The sequence below is a fragment of the Saccharopolyspora pogona genome, from assembly GCF_014697215.1.
GTDB classification, from domain to species: domain Bacteria; phylum Actinomycetota; class Actinomycetes; order Mycobacteriales; family Pseudonocardiaceae; genus Saccharopolyspora; species Saccharopolyspora hattusasensis.
Genome location: NZ_CP031142.1, coordinates 715409 through 731415 on the forward strand (window position 1 = coordinate 715409; position 16007 = coordinate 731415).

At 68.3% G+C, this 16007-nt stretch carries 18 protein-coding genes; 14 read left to right on the forward strand and 4 right to left on the reverse strand.

Features of this window, described 5'->3' with window-relative positions; all coding sequences use genetic code 11:
• The first annotated feature begins 301 nt into the window (after positions 1-301).
• From DL519_RS02810 to DL519_RS02820, 3 genes are all read left to right on the forward strand, one after another.
• Entirely contained in the window at positions 302-958 is a 657-nt protein-coding gene (locus DL519_RS02810) for a maleylpyruvate isomerase N-terminal domain-containing protein (RefSeq protein ID WP_190812755.1), read from the forward strand.
• 286 nt (positions 959-1244) lie between these two features.
• A complete protein-coding gene (locus DL519_RS02815) occupies positions 1245-1682 on the forward strand; it encodes a nitroreductase family deazaflavin-dependent oxidoreductase (protein ID WP_190812756.1) in 438 nt (145 codons plus the stop codon).
• Between the two features lie 196 nt (positions 1683-1878).
• Complete coding sequence (locus DL519_RS02820) at positions 1879-2781, forward strand: NADP-dependent oxidoreductase (RefSeq protein ID WP_190812757.1); 903 nt, start codon at positions 1879-1881, stop codon at positions 2779-2781.
• 180 nt (positions 2782-2961) lie between these two features.
• Here DL519_RS02820 and DL519_RS02825 read toward each other — a convergent pair whose 3' ends face one another.
• Complete coding sequence (locus DL519_RS02825) at positions 2962-4236, reverse strand: ATP-binding protein (RefSeq protein WP_190812758.1); 1275 nt, start codon at positions 4234-4236, stop codon at positions 2962-2964.
• A 281-nt stretch (positions 4237-4517) separates the two neighbouring features.
• On the opposite strand from DL519_RS02825, the gene DL519_RS02830 reads away from it, so the two are divergent.
• Both DL519_RS02830 and DL519_RS02835 read left to right on the forward strand, forming a co-directional pair.
• A complete protein-coding gene (locus tag DL519_RS02830) occupies positions 4518-5609 on the forward strand; it encodes an IS630 family transposase (RefSeq protein ID WP_190812759.1) in 1092 nt (363 codons plus the stop codon).
• A gap of 363 nt (positions 5610-5972) precedes the next feature.
• On the forward strand, positions 5973-6518 hold the full coding sequence (locus tag DL519_RS02835) for a DUF488 domain-containing protein (RefSeq protein ID WP_190812760.1): 546 nt from the start codon (positions 5973-5975) through the stop codon (positions 6516-6518).
• A gap of 262 nt (positions 6519-6780) precedes the next feature.
• Here DL519_RS02835 and DL519_RS02840 read toward each other — a convergent pair whose 3' ends face one another.
• Complete coding sequence (locus DL519_RS02840) at positions 6781-7020, reverse strand: hypothetical protein (RefSeq protein ID WP_190812761.1); 240 nt, start codon at positions 7018-7020, stop codon at positions 6781-6783.
• Between the two features lie 80 nt (positions 7021-7100).
• On the opposite strand from DL519_RS02840, the gene DL519_RS49645 reads away from it, so the two are divergent.
• From DL519_RS49645 to DL519_RS02875, 8 genes are all read left to right on the forward strand, one after another.
• Entirely contained in the window at positions 7101-7496 is a 396-nt protein-coding gene (locus DL519_RS49645) for a Dyp-type peroxidase domain-containing protein (protein ID WP_397545035.1), read from the forward strand.
• A gap of 8 nt (positions 7497-7504) precedes the next feature.
• Positions 7505-8551 (forward strand): polyprenyl synthetase family protein, encoded by a 1047-nt coding sequence (locus tag DL519_RS02850; protein ID WP_190812762.1) that lies wholly within the window; start codon positions 7505-7507, stop codon positions 8549-8551.
• A 445-nt stretch (positions 8552-8996) separates the two neighbouring features.
• Entirely contained in the window at positions 8997-10097 is a 1101-nt protein-coding gene (locus DL519_RS02855; protein WP_190812763.1) for an ABC transporter ATP-binding protein, read from the forward strand.
• 26 nt (positions 10098-10123) lie between these two features.
• Positions 10124-11494 (forward strand): ABC transporter substrate-binding protein, encoded by a 1371-nt coding sequence (locus DL519_RS02860; protein WP_190812764.1) that lies wholly within the window; start codon positions 10124-10126, stop codon positions 11492-11494.
• A complete protein-coding gene (locus tag DL519_RS45470) occupies positions 11491-11964 on the forward strand; it encodes a metallophosphoesterase (RefSeq protein ID WP_223838382.1) in 474 nt (157 codons plus the stop codon). Before DL519_RS02860 ends, DL519_RS45470 begins: the two co-directional genes overlap by 4 nt.
• 38 nt (positions 11965-12002) lie before the next feature.
• Positions 12003-12338, forward strand: coding sequence for a metallophosphoesterase family protein (locus DL519_RS45475; RefSeq protein ID WP_223838383.1), 336 nt, complete (start codon positions 12003-12005; stop codon positions 12336-12338).
• Complete coding sequence (locus tag DL519_RS02870) at positions 12335-13288, forward strand: carbohydrate ABC transporter permease (protein ID WP_190812765.1); 954 nt, start codon at positions 12335-12337, stop codon at positions 13286-13288. Before DL519_RS45475 ends, DL519_RS02870 begins: the two co-directional genes overlap by 4 nt.
• Positions 13278-14126 (forward strand): carbohydrate ABC transporter permease, encoded by an 849-nt coding sequence (locus DL519_RS02875; protein WP_190812766.1) that lies wholly within the window; start codon positions 13278-13280, stop codon positions 14124-14126. The genes DL519_RS02870 and DL519_RS02875 overlap by 11 nt, the downstream gene beginning before the upstream one ends.
• Positions 14127-14202: 76 nt before the next feature.
• Here DL519_RS02875 and DL519_RS02880 read toward each other — a convergent pair whose 3' ends face one another.
• Together DL519_RS02880 and DL519_RS02885 are read right to left on the reverse strand one after the other, a co-directional pair.
• Entirely contained in the window at positions 14203-15099 is an 897-nt protein-coding gene (locus DL519_RS02880) for a LysR family transcriptional regulator (RefSeq protein WP_190812767.1), read from the reverse strand.
• Between the two features lie 108 nt (positions 15100-15207).
• Positions 15208-15474 (reverse strand): hypothetical protein, encoded by a 267-nt coding sequence (locus DL519_RS02885; protein ID WP_190824591.1) that lies wholly within the window; start codon positions 15472-15474, stop codon positions 15208-15210.
• 100 nt (positions 15475-15574) lie between these two features.
• Between DL519_RS02885 and DL519_RS02890 the strand changes: the two genes are divergently transcribed.
• Positions 15575-15991, forward strand: coding sequence for a Fur family transcriptional regulator (locus tag DL519_RS02890; protein ID WP_449619137.1), 417 nt, complete (start codon positions 15575-15577; stop codon positions 15989-15991).
• Positions 15992-16007: the final 16 nt, after the last annotated feature.

The window sequence follows — 16007 nt, forward strand, 5'->3', positions numbered from 1 at the left end:
CGGTGGGCCCGTCGTGGCCGGTGCCGGTGCGCTGCGCGGCGCAAGGCACCGCCCGATCGACGTGCGAATCCACATCAGACCGTTGACCGCTGTCGCGCTCGCGGCGCAAGGCGATGATGTCGTTGCCGGTGGCGAGGTTCAGCGGTTGCTCGCGTTGTCCGGCAAGCGGACACATGAGGCTCCGGTGCGGTTCCGGCGAGGAAGTATGTTTCATAACTTTATGATTTCAGTGTTGACTGAGCTAGTTCGCGGAGATCGAAAAGCGGTCGTCACCACGGCCGTGCGCTGCTAGCTTGGCGCCGTGGATCTCTTCTCGAGCTCTTGGGCGGCGTTGCGCGCGGCCGTCGCCGAACTCCGGGACCAGGACTTCGAGCTGCCGTCCGGCTGCACCGGCTGGCTCGTGCGGGACCTGGTGTGCCACCTCATCATCGACGCCCAGGACGTCCTGATCACTCTCGTGACCCCCGCCGATGCGGAGCCGACCCGGAACGCGGTGACCTACTGGAACGTCGCCGAAACGCCGCCGACGGGCGACGACCCGCTCGACGCGCTGATCGTCCGGCTGGCCGCCGCGTACGAGCAGGCGTGGCTGCTGAAGTTCCACCTCGACGACGTCGGCTCTGCCGCCGGTCGCGCCGCCGAGCTCGCGGATCCGGGCGTCCGGGTCAGCACCCAGGACCAGGTGCTCACCGCGGGCGACTACCTCTCCGCGTACGTCCTGGAATGGACCTTGCACCACCTCGACCTGATCGCGCACCTCCCGGACGCCGCCGAACCGCCCACCGAAAGCCTGTCTCGCACCCGTGAGATGCTGGAAGAGATCGCCGGGGAGCCGTTTCCCGCGTCGTGGTCCGACAAGGACGCGCTGCTGGTGGGCACCGGACGCCGGGCCCCGACGGACGCGGAGAAGACCGAGCTCGGCGAACTGGCCGCGAAACTCCCGTTCGTCCTCGGATGACCGCCTGGCGGAACGGGACCGAGGCGCTGGCCTGGCCACGTCGTTCGGTCACCATCCGTTGACGTGCGGAGGAGTACAGCCGCCGAAGTCGCGGCAAAGATCGCCGGGCAGGCTGACCGCGGGTGAAGCGGGGCGCCGTATGTCACCCGTCAGCGGAGTCGGCGCAGCTTCGGATCATGATTCGGGCGTGGGGAGCGAGTTATTGTGGGCTCGGCAGAATCGAACGGCTCACCGGCCTGATCAGTCGTCGGGTGGTGACGGGCCACCGGCGGAAGGAGCGTCCGAAGTGGATGCTGCACGCGAGGACGCGGAGTTCAGCCCGACGGACTGGGTGCGCAACCAGACGAAGAAGGTGCTCGAGACCGGGACCACCGAGGGCATCGAGATCCTCGGGTCGCCCATCGTGCTGCTGACGCTGCGCGGCGCGCGGACCGGCAAGTTGCGCTACACCCCGGTGATGCGCGTGGAACAGGGCGGAAGCTATGCCGTGGTTGCGTCGAAGGGCGGCGCACCGGAGCACCCCACCTGGTACTACAACATCAAGGCGCACCCCGAGATCTCGCTGCAGGACGGGACCGTGAACAGGAATTACGTCGCTCGCGAGGTCGAGGGTGCCGAGCGGGCCGGGTGGTGGGAGCGTGCGGTCGCGGCTTACCCGTCGTACGCCGAGTACCAGGAGAAGACCGACCGGCAGATCCCCGTGTTCGTGCTCGACCCCAGGTGACGGCCCGGCCGCGGCAACCCTTCCGGGGCTGACGGTCCCATCCTTCGAGAACGGGACGGGCAATGCCCGCGTCGGCGCTACTCGCCTCGACCGGTCGCTCAGCGTGGTCGGCCCATCCGGGTCGTCCACGTCGACCGCTGACGTCTGGCCGAGAGGTCTCTTAATACTTCGAACGCTACGGCGAAGGGATGCAGGTATGCGGGCGTACGGGTTCACCGAAGCGGGCGGACCGGAGAAGCAGGCCTTCCTCGACGTCCCGGTGCCTGCCCCCGGCCCGGGTGAACTGCTCGTCCAGGTGCGCGCGGCGGGAGTGAACCCGGGGGACTGGAGGCTCCGAGAGGGCACCTACGGCGTATCCGGGCCTGCGGTGCTCGGCCGTGAAGTGGCCGGGACCGTTACGGAGCTCGGGCCGGGGGTGGAAGGGTTCTCGGTCGGCGACGAGGTGTTCGGCGGCTGCCCGGGGATGGTCGGCGGCTGGGCGGAGCAGGCGCTGGTCACCGCGTCGTTCGCGGCGCATCGACCAGATTCGGTGTCGCCGGAGGAGGCCGCGGTGCTGCCCGTCGCGGCCGGCACCGCGCACGATGCGCTGGAGAACCTCGGCCTGCCCGCCGGTGCGACGCTCTTGGTCAACGGTGCAGGTGGCGGCGTCGGGATCCCGGTCGTGCAGCTCGCGCGGGTCCGGGGGATCAACGTCGTAGGCGTGGCGAGCCCGGCCAAGCACGACCTCGTCGCCGGGTTCGGGGCGACCCCGGTGGCCTACGGTGATGGCCTTCTCGATCGGGTGCGCGTCGCCGCGCCGAGGGGGGTCGACGCCGTCTTCGACCTCGTGGGAGGCGAGGCCCTGCGCACCGTCGCAGGTCTGGTCGCGGACCGCCCGCAGCTGTTGTCGGTGGCCGACAAGCTGCTGGTTCGCGAACTCGGTGGCCGGGAGGTCGAGCGGGACCGGAGCACTGCCGTGCTCACCCGTCTCGTCCAGCTGGTCGCTTCGAAGGCGTTGGACCCGCACGTCGCGCAGATCCGTCCGCTGGACGAAGCTCGCGAGGCGCTCGCCGAGGTCGAGAACGGGCACGTCGTCGGCAAGGTCGTCCTCGTCCCCTGACCGGACCGGACTGCTTTCGGCTGGCTTCCGGTGTGCGTCCGGCGATGCCGAAGGTCAGCACCTTGTGCTGGTGCTCCTCCGGTACCGCGAAGGTGCTCATGATGATCAGCGCGGTGCGGGCGCGCGGCCGCCGCGATGAGGTCCGCCAGCAGCGCGATGTGGCGCGAACCCGGCGTTGCGCTAGAGCCTCGTGTACGTGTCGATATCCTTCTCGAACTCGGCGATGACCTCGGCTGTCAGCGTCGGGCGTGCGTCTGCGATCGCTTTCAGGTATTCGTCGGTCGTCGCGAGTTCTCGGTCCTCGTGCAGCACGTCGCGCTCGAACGCGGCCTGGGCGCCCTGACGCGCGGCGAACTCGATGTCCGCCGGGGTGAACAGTTCGGTTCGCTGCACAAGCAGGTCGAGATCGACGTTGTCGCGCGCCGGGCCGAGGTAGCGCGACCAGATCGCCCGCCGCGCAGGTGGGTCCGGCGGCCCCACCGGGATGATGTAGTCGAACCGGCCCGGTCGCAGGAAGGCCGGGTCCAGCGAGCCCACCGCGTTGGTGGCGCAGACCAGCAGGCGGTGGTCGTGTTCGCGGAAGCCCGGGATCAGCTTGAGCAGTTCGTTGGTCACCCCGTGCGCAGGGCCCGCCGCGGGTGTGGAACGGGTTCCGGCGATCTCTTCGACCTCGTCGATGAACAGGACCAGGTCGTCCAGTTCCTCCAGCTCCGAGAACACCTCTCGCAGGGAGGCCGCCAGCCCGCCCGGCGAAGACGCGGCGAGCCGGGAGGGGAAGAGTTCGACGAACGGCCAGTTCACCCTCGAGGCTATGGCCTTGGCGAAGCTGGTCTTGCCGGTGCCCGGCGGCCCGAACAGCACGATCGCCTTGGGCGGCAGCACGCCGTGGCGTTCGGCCCGATCGGGGTGGGAGATCGGCAGCACGACCCGGCGATCGATGATGTCCTTCTCCCGCCGCATGCCCGCCAGCGCGTCCCACCTCCCGGGCGGCAGGAGCGTGCCGCCGAGATGTTCGAGCACGTCGAACTCGGCAGGGTCGAGTTCCTCCACCTTCTCGAAGTAGGTCAGGTCGGTGCGCGGCCGGTAGCCGGAGTTGACCATCGCCCGGAAACCCGCGGCCCCCTCGGACACCAGGCTGGTGATGCGGTGCACGCCCAGGCCTCGCAGCTTCTTCTCCAACTCGGCCAGTAGCGCGCTGCCGATGCCCCGGTTGCGCCACCGGGCGTCGAGGGCGAACAGCGCCAGCCAGGCCCTGTCACCCTCGACCTTGGCTGCCGCCATGCCGACGACGTCCTGCTGCACCACCGCGACCAGGGCCGGATGCCCGGCCCGCGCGATCGACACCACCTCGGCGGCGGAGAACACCGGCTCCCCGCCTGCCCTGCTCTGGTCCCAGATGTGGATCGCCTGGTCCAGGTCGTCGTCGTGGAAATCGCGTACTCGCCAAGCCGGCATGGCACACCTCCCGGTTCTTCCCCGCGCTGCGGTGCACCGAACATTAGACGAAGCTCGTTCCTCAGCAGCGGAGTTCGGAGTCGGGACAAGAGCGGTTTCCGCGCCGCAGCAGCAGGATCTTCAACTTGGTTGGATTCTCCGCCGGAATTCCGGTGTGCGGCAAAGTGATGTTTTGCCGCCCGCGCGGGGAAGTCAAAGAAGCAGTGGCGATCAAGTGATAGGCGCCGTTTATCTAGTGTCCTGCACCGGAAATTCATGGTCGAAATGGCTATACTGCGGGAATGGCGAGGACTGGGCGGCCGAAGGCTGAGTTGGTGCTGACCGACGATGAGCGTTCGACGTTGCAGCGTTGGGCTCGGCGGGCGAAGAGTTCGCAGGCTTTGGCGTTGCGGTGTCGGATTGTGCTGGCATGCGCCGATGGTTTGTCCAATGTGGATGTCGCCGAGAAGTTGCGGGTGTCGCGGCCGACGGTGGGCAAGTGGCGGTCGCGGTTTGTCCAGCGACGACTGAAGGGGTTGGTCGACGAGGATCGCCCAGGCGCGCCGCGGAAGATCACCGACGAACAGGTGGAGAAGGTGGTCGTCTCGACGTTGGAAGAGAAACCGAACAACGCGACGCATTGGTCGCGTACATCGATGGCGAAGCGTTCCGGGCTGAGTAAATCGACCGTGGGACGGATCTGGAAAGCGTTCAACCTTAAACCCCACTTGGCCGACACATTCAAGCTCTCTACCGATCCGCAGTTCATCGAGAAGGTCCGTAACGTCGTCGGCCTGTATATGAACCCGCCCGAGAACGCAGTGGTTCTGTGCACCGATGAGAAATCCCAGGTGCAAGCGCTGGAGAGGTCCCAGCCGGTGTTGCCGATGATGCCCGGCATGCCCGAGCGGCGCACCCACGACTACGTCCGTCACGGCGTCACCAGCCTGTTCGCCGCCTTCGACATCGCCACCGGCAAGGTCATCTCCTCGCTGCACCGCCGGCACCGCTCGGTCGAGTTCCGCAAATTTCTCACCAAGATCGACAAAACCGTACCGGCGGAGTTAGGCGTCCATGTCATTTGTGACAACTACGCCACCCACAAAACCGAGATCATCCAGAAATGGCTAGCGAAGCATCCCCGATTCCAAATCCACTTCATCCCGACCGGATCGTCCTGGATCAACCAGGTCGAACGCTGGTTCGGCGAATTGACCACCAAACTCCTGCAACGCGGCGTGCACACCAGCGTCCAGGCACTCGAGGCCGATATCCGCAACTGGATCGACGAGTGGAACAACGATCCCCGGCCGTTCATCTGGACGAAGAGCGCTGACGAGATCTTGGAGTCACTCCGATCATATTGTCAACGAATCTCCGGCGCAGGACACTAGCGACGAACCGAGCGGCTCGGCGTCGACCCCGCGTGTTCGGCGTCACCAAGTTTTCGCGGCTCGAACAAGCCCGTGCACCGGTCTGACAGGTATCGCCTATCACTTGATCGGAAATGTCGTTTGACCACGTCGTGGACGAGCCAAGTAGACCGCGCCCAGCCGAATCCGGATTCGGTCTTGCACCGCAGCGGGATGGCGACCTGGCCGCGATGCGACGGATCTGCGTCAATTGCCACGGGAGGTTGTCGTGAGATTGCCGAACGACCGCGAGAAACGCTGGGCGAGAGCTCGCTTCCACCTGCGGGAAGCGTCCTCAGCAGCGTCGGCGACCGCTGGGGTCCTTCCGCGACAGACGTGGTCCCGATGCGGGTGCTGACCTTCGGACACGGCACCGCCGACGCGGCGACCATGACCGGCCTGCTGCGCGGCGCCGACGTCCACCTGCTGGTCGACGTGCGCACCGCACCCGGCAGCCGGTACAACCCCGATGCGACGCGGTCGGCGATGTCGCAGTGGTTGCCGGAGGCCCACATCGGTTACCGATGGGACGCCCGGCTCGGTGGGTGGCGCCGGGCGCACCCGGACAGCCCCGACACCGCGCTGCGCAACCGGCCGTTCAGCGGTTACGCCGAGTACATGCGCTCCGGCGGTTTCCGGGTCGCCATCGACGACCTGCTGGCCGACGCGACCGCGGAACCGACCGCGGTGATGTGCGCCGAATCGGTGTGGTGGCGTTGCCACCGCAAGATGATCGCCGACTTCCTGACCCTGGTCCGCGGGGTGGAGGTCGCCCACCTGATGCACGACGGGACGGTGCGACCGCACCGCCCCAGCCCCGAGGCGCGCCTGGTCGCCGACCGGGGCGTGCTGGTCTACGACGCAGGCCAGCCCCAGCTCGGCCCGGACTGACCTGGTGACTCCCGCACCCGACCTCGACGGGGCCGGCGGATGATCTGTTCGCGGGTACGGGATCGACTTGCGCTGGCGAAACTGACGAGCAGGCATAACAGCACCGTCGCGGCGCAGATCGACAATGCAACCCAGGGCGAGACCCGGGTGGCGGGAACCGCCCCGGTGGTGCCCAGCGCGAAGATGCCGAAGAAGGGGCCGGCGGGCCTGAGCCCGAGCCTGTCCGCCACCAGCGACCCCGCTGAAGCGAAAACGACCTCGGTCACCACCAGCACCCACGGGCGGGCGTGGCTGCTGGAGAGGAGAACGCCCATGCCCACGCCGGTGAGCAGCACAGCGCCCGCGTGCGCCTGGTGTTCGAGGCGGAAAGGTGGGATTCGGCCCTGCCGTACATGCCGGTGAACGATCCGAACACGGCGTAGATGATCAGATCGGGACGCCCGGACATCAGCAGGACGAGCACCGGGAAGAACAGCCCGACGGCGACCCGGCACGCATGCACGTGGTCGTTCTCCGCGGGACCGAGGCGCGAAACACCGCGGCCGTCGGTTCCGTTACCCGTAGGGCGGCCTGGCCTGCGTGGTGGGTATCGGGGCTGCGGCATGGGACAGGTTGTACTCAGGTCCCCGACCTGCCGGGCCGCACGCGCTGCCGGAGTTCGTCGGACCACGTCACCGGTCGGTGTCCACCCCGGGCGACCTGCTGCTGTTGCACATCCGAGCCCGGCCCGGACCGCTGCCGGTTCGTCCTGGGCTCGTGGTCGTGGCCCGGCCTGGCCGCCACCATCGGCAGGTTCGACGCCGACATCGAGGTCATCGTGAACTCATCGCCGCCTTCGCGCACCTGAACCGGGCCGAAAGTATGAGGTGCCAAGTCGTTCTCTCGGTCGATCGGTTGATCTTTGCTGCCACTTCGGCCGATACGGCGGACTCCGCGGCTGGATACCGTCGATCGGGTCAAGGGCGATACCAGGATTGAGGCGGATCATGATGACGTTTCCGGCCACCGCGAGCCGTGATCACGAGCTGGGGCTCAACGCGATTCGACGTGCTCGCGCGCTTACCGAACCGGTGTTGCGGGATCTCATCGACCGGCTCGGTCCATCGCTGGCGAGTATCGGCAGATACCACTTCGGTTGGCGCGCAGGGGGTTCCTTTACCGGGGGCAAGGCCATCCGGCCCACCTTGGCCCTGCTCGCGGCGGAGGCGGTCGGCGCCGCGGCAACGGATGCGTTGCCCGCGGCTGCCGCCGCTGAACTCGTGCACAACTTCAGCCTGATCCACGACGACATCATCGACAACGATGAACTGCGACGCGGTCAGCCGGCCGTGTGGAAGGAGTACGGGGTTCCGGCGGCGATCCTGATCGGTGACGCGCTGCACTCCGAGGCGTTCGGGATCCTGCTCAGCGAAGGCGGCCCCAACGCCGCTGCGGCAGCTGCGCGCCTTGCCACCGCCATGCGGGAGGTCGTCGTGGGGCAGGTCGAGGACATTCGGTTCACCGAGCGGCCGTGGACGGGCGAGCAGGCGGTGAGCATCGCCGAGTACCAGGCGATGGCCGAAGCCAAAACCGGTGCGCTGCTGGCCTTCTCCGCCTCGGCCGGCGTCTTGCTGGGCGGTGCCGACGCTGCGGCTGCGGACTGCTTCGACCGGCTCGGGCGCCATCTGGGCCTCGCCTTCCAGTGCACCGATGACGTGCTTGGCATCTGGGGCGATCCAGCGAACACCGGCAAGCCGGTGTTCGGGGACCTGCGCGAGGCCAAGCGGACGCTGCCGGTGATCGCTGCGCTGACCGCCGAGGTGCCCGCGAGCTCGCGGCTGGGGGCTTTGCTCGGGCGCGGCGTGCGCACCGACTTCGACCTGCGACTAGCGGCGGAGCTCATCGAGCAGGCTGGTGGGCGTGAGTTCGCCGAACGGGAAGCTGCCAGGCAGCTTGCCGGGGTCGACGACTGCCTCGCCGCGCTGTCGATGCCCGTTGAGATCCGCGCTTCCTTCGACGCCCTGGCCCATTCGCTGATCGGGAGGATCAGGTGACCGGGGCGACGGATCAGCATGAGACGCGGAACCCGTCATTGCCGGAAGCTGCCGGAAAATCTAAAAGGACGATGATCGCGACGTAGGTCGGAGTGCTGTTCCTGCGGACGTGGACATTTTCGACGTGTTCGTTGCCGACCAGGGCCACAACTCGCGGTTGCCGCCCGTCTCGGGCGGCTTGCAGTGTGCGTTCGTGCCGCGGGCGAGATGCGTGCGGGCGCGGATACCGCGAGTGGCCAGCGGCGGATCGTTTCGGCCGATTGCGTTCTCTGATCGCCGCCCGGCGGGAGAATTCCGCAGATTGCGGTGTTTTGCCTGGTCACCGGCGCTTTCGGGGCTCGCCCGGTCCGGCGGGTGGCAGCGGTCGTTCACCTGCCGTATACGAATGGCTGTTGCACTGAGCCGCGTTCGGCGGGAGCCCGTCGAGAGAGGCGAAAGGTGCGCAGTGAGCCGTATTGAACTGCAGGGTCTGAGCCGCCGATTCGGTTCGGTCACCGCCGTGAACGACGTCTGGCTGGATGTTGCCGACGGGGAGTTCGTGGTGCTGCTGGGTCCGAGCGGCTGCGGCAAGTCCACGCTGTTGCGGATGATCGCCGGGCTGCTGCCGCCGACTGGGGGACGGCTGCGGCTCGCGGGCGCCGACATCACCGACGTCCCACCGCAGCAGCGCGACCTCGCCATGGTCTTCCAGAGCTACGCGCTCTACCCGCACCTGTCCGTGGCCCGCAACATCGGCTTCCCGCTGCGGACCCGGCGCTGGTCCCGGGCCGACATCCGCGCGAAGGTCGCCGAGGTGGCCGCCACCCTCGACCTAGTGGAGCTGCTCGACCGCAAGCCGCGCGAACTCTCCGGTGGCCAGCGGCAACGGGTGGCGTTGGGCCGGGCGTTGGTCCGCGACCCAGGCGCGTTCCTGATGGACGAGCCGCTGTCCAATTTGGATGCCAAGCTGCGGGCGAGCACCCGTGCGGAGATCTCCGCACTGCACAGGCGGTTGGGCGCGACGATGGTCTACGTCACCCATGACCAGGTCGAGGCGATGACCATGGCAACCCGGATCGCCTTGCTCGACCGGGGAAAGCTGGAACAGGTCGGCACCCCTGAGGAGGTCTACGACGAACCGGCCTCGGTGTTCGTCGCCCGGTTCCTGGGCTCGCCTGCCATGAACCTGCTGGACGTCACCGTGCGTGCCGAAGGCGGCGCTCTCACGGCTCGGGCAAACGGCGTCGAGCTCGGGTTGGGCATCGAGGGCGAAATGCCCGAGCGCGAGGTGGTACTCGGTGTGCGGCCCGAGCACCTCCGCCCGGCCGGGTTGGAGGAAGCCGGCATCCGCGCAGCGGTCACCGCGGTGGAGAACCTCGGCAGCGAGGAAGTCGCCCTCTGTGAGGCCGGCGCCAGCCCGATCTGCGTGCGCGGACCCCGTCCGCTCGGCCTGCGGCCTGGCGACCGGGTGAACCTGGCCACCCGCCCCCAACACCTGCACCTCTTCGACCCCGGCAGCGGCCGCAGGCTGGCCTGGCGGCCTGCTCCGGTCGCCGCAGGCGTTTGATTTCCCATCAGAACAAGGAGAATCCGATGAAGAAGTCCCTCGTCGCGGCGTGCGCGGCGACGGCTCTCACGCTGGTCGCCGCTGGCTGCGGGCTCGGCACCACCGACACCCCGGCGGCGGTGGGCCGGGTTCCGGAGCTGGCCCCCGACCAGAAGGTCTCGATCGTCTTCGAGAGCTACAACTTCGGCCAGGCCGGCGCCTGGACCGACACCTTCAACGAGCTGATCGACGAGTTCGAGAAGACCCATCCGAACATCACGGTGACCGCGCAGAAACCGCAGGGCAACAGCTCGAACCCGGCCACGGACACGATTCCCAGCCTGCAGAGCCAGCTGACCGCGGGCAATCCGCCGGACGTGGCGCAGCTCGGCTTCAGCGACCTGGACTTCGCCGTCAACCAGCTCGGTGCCGCGCCGCTGGACGACCTGGTCGGAAAGGACGAGGTGCAGCGGAACTTCGACGGATCGCGACACCCGTACGCCCCGACCGCGCGGACACTCGGCGACTGGAACGGCAAGACCTACGGCGTTCCGTTCGTCTTCTCCACCCCGACGCTCTACATCAACCAGGACCTCTTCGCCGCCGCCGGGCTGGACCCGGCAAGACCGCCGGCGACCTGGGACGAGGTGCAGCGGGCGGCACTGGCGGTCAAGGAGCGCACCGGCAAGGACGGTGCCTACGTCGACTGCATGACCAAGGCGTCCAAGGACTGGTGCTTCCAGGCGCTCGTGCGTTCCAACGGTGGCCGGGTGATCGCCCAGGACCGGGGTTCCCTCTCCTTCGCCGAGGCGCCCGCGGTCGAGGCCGTGCAGAGCATGCAGAACATGGTGCGCTCCGGCGCGATGCCCAACCGCACCCAGACGCAGGCGGTGGACGCCTTCGCCCGCGGAGAGTTGGGCATGATCCTCGAATCCAGCGCCACGCAGGGCAACTTCCTCAAGGGCGCCGCTGGGAAATGGCGGTTGGCAGCGGCCCCGATGCCGGGGTTCCAGGGCAAGCCGACGGTACCGACCAACTCGGGCGCGGCGCTGTTCGTGTTCTCGCACTCGCCCGAGAAGCAGCGGGCCAGCTGGGAGCTGATGAAGTTCCTGACCAGCGAGCAGGCCTACACCAAGATCGCGAGCAAGATCGGTTACCTGCCGCTGCGCACCGGACTGGTCGACGATCCGAACGGGCTCAAGTCGTGGGCCGACAAGAACCCCTACCTGAAGCCGAACCTGACGCAACTGGCCCACATGGAGCCGTGGGTGTCCATGCCCGGGCCCAATTACCTGCAGATCCGCGACGGCATGATGGAGGCAGTCGAGAGCTCGGTGTTCCAAGGCGCGGACGCCGCGACAACGCTGCAAGCCAAGCAGGCCGAGGTGTCCAAGCTGCTGCCGGGTGGTGGCAGGTGACCCGACCAGACCTCACGCTCGTGCAGCTCAGCGACACCCACCTGCGGCCGGCGGACGGCTTGATGCACGGTGTCGTCGACACGACGGCGAACCTGACCACGGCCGTCGAGATGGTCGAGAACTCCGAGGCCGACGTGGCGGCGCTGCTGCTCACGGGTGACCTCGCCGACGACGGAGACCCGGCGGCCTACCGCAGGCTGCGCAGCATCGTCGCACCTGCCGCACGCCGGATCGGCGCCGAAATCGTCTATGCGATGGGAAACCACGACGAGCGCGCGGCATTCCGCGCCGAGCTGCTCGACGAGCAACCCGCGACGGGCGATTGCGACTCGGTGTCCACGGTGGACGGCCTTCGGGTGGTGACGATGGACAGCACTGAGCCCGGCCACCACGACGGTCACCTGTCGGACGCGCAACTGGACTGGCTGGCCCGCGTGCTGGCCACCTCGGCCCCCGGGGCACCGTCCTGATCAGCCACCACCCGCCACTGCCCTCGCCGGTGCCGACGGTGCACCTGCTCCGGTTACGCGGCGCGGACCGGCTGGCAGAGGTGCTCAGGGGCACCGACGTGAGGCTGATCGTGAGCGGGCACGCGCACCACACCGGGTGCGGTGCGCTGGCCGGAATCCCGGTTTGGGTGGGCCCAGCACTCGCCTACGGCGTGGCCGCGGTCCCGCCAAAGGGCCGGCTGCGCGCCGGAGCGGACGCGGGGTTCAGCCGCATCGACGTGTTCGGCGACCAGATCGTGGCCACCGCGGTCCCGCTGTCCACGGCCGACCAGGTCTACGACGTGGACGCGGCCGAGCGCCTGCGGATGGTCCACGAAGTGGTGGGGGCCTGGTGACCGGCACTTTCGTGGAGGTCCCCTCCCCGAGTGCGGCGGGCACGGAGGCTGCGCCCGCCGCACGCCGGTCGGCGTGGAGCCGGGTGCGGCGGATCGCACCGCCGTACCTCTACTTGGCGCCTGCCGTCGCGCTGCTCGTCTTGTGGACCTACCAGCCGCTCGCGCAGACGGCGTACCTGTCGGTTCACTCCTGGAACCTCGTGCCGACCTCACCCATGCGGGAAGTCGGGTTCGCGAACTACGTTCGCCTGCTGACCACGCCGGAGCTGGGCGAGTCGGTGCTGCGCACTTTCGTGGTGATCGCCGGGATGCTGCCGTTCACCGTGCTGATCCCGACCGTCGTGGGGCTGCTGACCCGCCATGTGCGCGGCCGCGCCGCGGCTGTCTACCGCGGCCTGGTGTTCGCGCCGATGCTCGTCGCGCCGGTCGCGGGGGCCGCGGTCTGGCAGTGGTTGCTCGATCCGACCGCCGGTGTTGTCAACCGGCTGCTCGGAACCGAGCTGAACTGGATCAACACCACCGGGACCGCGCAGTTGGTCATCATCGTGATCACCGGGTGGCACTTGGTCGGGTTCGCCGCGCTCGTCGTCTCCGCCGGGCTGACCGGGATCAACCCGGACTACGCGGCGGCCGCGCAGGTCGACGGAGCCTCGCGCGGCCAGATCACGCGGTGGGTCACACTGCCGCTGCTCTCGCCGACGCTGGCCTTCCTGGTGCTGATGACGGTGTTGCTGTCCGCGCAGTGGACCTTCCCGCTGATCGACACCCTCACCCAAGGAGGCCCGGTCGGCTCCACCACCAACGTCTACTACCTGTTGTGGGAATACGGGTTCCGCAGCCACGACGCGGGGTTGGCCGCAGCGGCCGGGATCGTCTTCTTCCTGGGATTCATCGTGCTCGCCGCATTGCTGGCGAGCCTGGCGGATCGGTTGAGCCATCATGACGACTGAACGCAGCGCGAACGACGAGCCGGTCGGCGCGCGCAGCCCGGCGCAGCGGGCCCTGGGCCACTCCGCCCTCGGGTTGCTCGGCCTGTTCTGCGTGTTCCCGATCTACTGGCTCTACGCCACGTCGTTGCGCGCTCCCGGTGATGTCTACCAGCTGTCGGTGTTGCCGTGGCCGCTGTCCACCGGCAATTACGCCGACGCGCTCGGCAAGATCGACCTCGCCGGGATGCTGCTGAACACCGCGATCGTGGCCGTGCTCAGCGCGCTGGGGCAGCTGCTGATCGCGCTGCTCGCCGCTTATGCCTTCGCGGCCTGGTCGTTCCCGTTCCAGCGGTTGCTGCATCTGATGTTCGTGGGCACCTGGCTGGTGCCGTTCCAAGCGACGATGCTGCCCAACTACGTGCTGCTGGCCCGGTTGGGCCTGTTGGAGACGCTGGCCGGGGTGATCATCCCGACGCTGTGCTCGGCATTGGGCGTGCTGCTGCTGCGGGAGCACCTCAAGAACTTCCCGAAGGAGCTGCTCGACGCGGCCCGGATGGACGGCCGGTCATCTTGGAGTTCATTGTGGACGGTTGTGGTGCCCTCGCTGCGCCCGGTGCTTGCGGCGTTGGGCATCCTGCTGGTCATCACGGCGTGGAACGAGTACTTCTGGCCGGCCATGGTGCTGCAGCGCAGCAACGCGGTGGTGCAGCTCGGCCTGCGCAGCTTCCTCGGCACCGAGGGCAACGAGTGGGGGCCGCTGATGGCCACCGCGGGACTGACCTGCCTTCCGGTGTTCGCGCTCTACCTGGTGCTGCAACGGCACATCGTGAACGCGTTCGTGAGATCCGGCCTGAAATGACGCTACGAACACGACGCAGCAGCGGGTTCCGCCATCGGGCCGCCAGCTGTGGAGCACGTCGCCTGCAGGTGAATCCTCACTCCAGCGCACCGGGGGGAAGGCATTCCAGGAACGCGTTCACGAGCGGGCCGTGCTCGGTGGGCCAGACGGCGTGGAGCTCGAGGATGGGTACGGGGTCGACCAGCGGGACGGTGGTGGTGCGCGCGCCGGGAGAGCGGACGTCGGCGAGCCCGCCCCGCAGCGCCGAGGCGAAGCCGACAACCGGCTTGACCGCGGCGAGGATGGCCGTCGCACCCGGGTCGTCGACCTCTTCGGCGACGGTGAGCTGGATTCCGCTGGTCCGGGCGGCGGAGAAGATCGTGTCGTACATGGCCGACGACTGTGCCCGGTTGAACAGCACGCAGGGTTCCCCGGCGAGCTCGCCGAAAGGCACCCGGTCGAGACCGGCCCAGCGGTGTTCCCGGCCGACCACGGCGACCAGCGGTACGCGCAGCAGCAGGCGGCTGGTGAGGCTGGTCGCCGTCGGCTTGCCGTACACCATCGCGACGTCCAGCCGCCCGTCGGCGAGAGCCGCCAGCTGCGGGCCGGTCCGCATCTCGAACATGGTCACGTCGATCGCCGGGTGGCGGCTGTGCAACGCGCTCAGCGTGGCGGGCAGGATCCGTTGCCCGGCGGGGAAGTTGTACCCGACCCGGACTGTGCCGGCCCGCCCGGCAGCGGCCGCACGCGCGGCCTGCCCCGCCCGCTCCGCCCTGGCAACAATGTCCTGTGCGAGCTCGCGGAAGGTTACCCCGGCGGGGGTGAGCCGGACCTCGTGCGAGTTCCGGGCTACCAGCGCCACCCCGACCGAGCGTTCGAGCCGCTGCAGGTGCTGGCTCAGCGAAGGCTGAGCCAGGTGCAGCCGCGCCGCGGCCCGGCCGAAGTGCAGTTCTTCGGCAATAGCTAGAAATGAGACGAGATGCCGCAGTTCCACGCCTGACCTCCCTAAGTGCCGCCACGCTACCGGGCGCTGGAGAGCGACGGATGAACAGCGGGCGACGGGCAGTGGTGGATTGGCGCCGATCGCCATCTCCGGCCCGGGTCAGCCGAGGTCGGCGAGCTTGCGCTCCAGCACCGCCCTTTCGCGCTCGTTGCCGCACAGCCGCACTGCGAGCTCCAGTTCGGTGCGTGCCTCGTCGGCGCGTCCCAGGCGGGTGAGCAGTTCGAGGCCGTATGAGGCTTCAGCTTTCCGCTGATCACGGTTGGCCTTGAGCTTGCCGAGCCCCCAGTTGAACGCGAACCGTTGCGCACCACAATGCGACCGAAACGCAGCATCCTGCACCCGGGGCGGGCGTGGTTCCCGAGTCACGATTCGGACGTGCGTGCGGATGAGCACTGCTCCACTCTTGATTAATTCAAGAAAATGGACCAGACTGCGGCGCGTGCCAACGACTGCGGACCTCGAGCGCATGCTGCGCGGGGTTGCACTGCGCGTGACCCGTCCTCGGGTGGCAGTGCTGTCTGCGGTGCATGATCGCCCGCACGCTGACACGGAATCGATCATCGGTGCCGTGCGCAAAGATCTTCCCAAGGTGTCCCACCAGGCCGTCTACGACGTGCTGCGCGCGCTGACCGCCGCGGGTTTGCTGCGTCGCATCCAGCCGATGGGGTCCTTGGCCCGCTATGAGGCGCGGATCGGGGACAACCACCACCACCTCGCATGCCGGTCGTGCGGCGTCATCGTCGACGTCGATTGCGCTGTGGGCGCCGCACCTTGCTTGGCTGCCTCCGACGCCCACGGCTTCACGATCGACGAGGCCGAGGTCATCTACTGGGGACTGTGCCCGGCCTGTTCCGCCGAGCCAGTTCCGGAAAAAACCAGCTGAAGAGAGCCCGAAAGGA